Genomic DNA, 627 nt, shown 5'->3' with positions numbered 1-627 from the left:
AACTGCTACTGAATCAGTACAGCCGTTAGCATCCATTACATACACAACCCAGTTCATATCAGCGCCGCTGTTAGTGTCTACTGTCAGAATATTGCTTGCCACATAAACCGCTGGCAGAGGTGCAGATGCTCCCTGTTTTACAACTGCATATTTGTAATTCGTTGTACCGCCAACAGCTGTAGCTGTAATTGTAGCATTGTCATTATTACAATTGATGTTAGTAGCCAGAGCCGTAACATCTAAAGCCAATGCAGGCTCGCCAATTGTAATTGAAGCCGAATTTGTACAGCCTGTTGCTGTATCTGTAACCGATACTGTATAAGTTCCTGCCAATACATTGCTCAATGTCAATGTATTTCCAGATTTTGTCAATGAACCAGTACCAAGGTTGGCAGACGTTAACGTAAATGAATAGTTTCCTGGAGTAGCAATTCCTGAAATAGTAAATGTTCCATTTCCAGTTGACGTTCCTTTACATTTTGCATCGTTGTTTTTATTTCCTGCAATTGCAATCGGAGTAACGTTATTGATCGTAATTGATTGAGTAGCAAAACATCCGTTTGCATCTGTAACTTTAAATGTATATGTACCTGGAGCAAGTCCTGTAAATACTCCTGATGAAGCTCC

Annotated in this window: 1 protein-coding gene; it reads right to left on the bottom strand. The window is 40.2% G+C overall.

Annotated elements, in window-relative coordinates:
• Positions 1–627, bottom strand: a 627-nt coding sequence (locus GKZ88_RS22285; RefSeq protein WP_155104499.1) for a hypothetical protein, incomplete at both ends; no start/stop codon positions are given.

It is taken from the genome of Flavobacterium sp. LC2016-01, assembly GCF_009711135.1.
Lineage (GTDB): Bacteria > Bacteroidota > Bacteroidia > Flavobacteriales > Flavobacteriaceae > Flavobacterium.
This window is presented reverse-complemented; position numbering and strand designations above follow the sequence as displayed.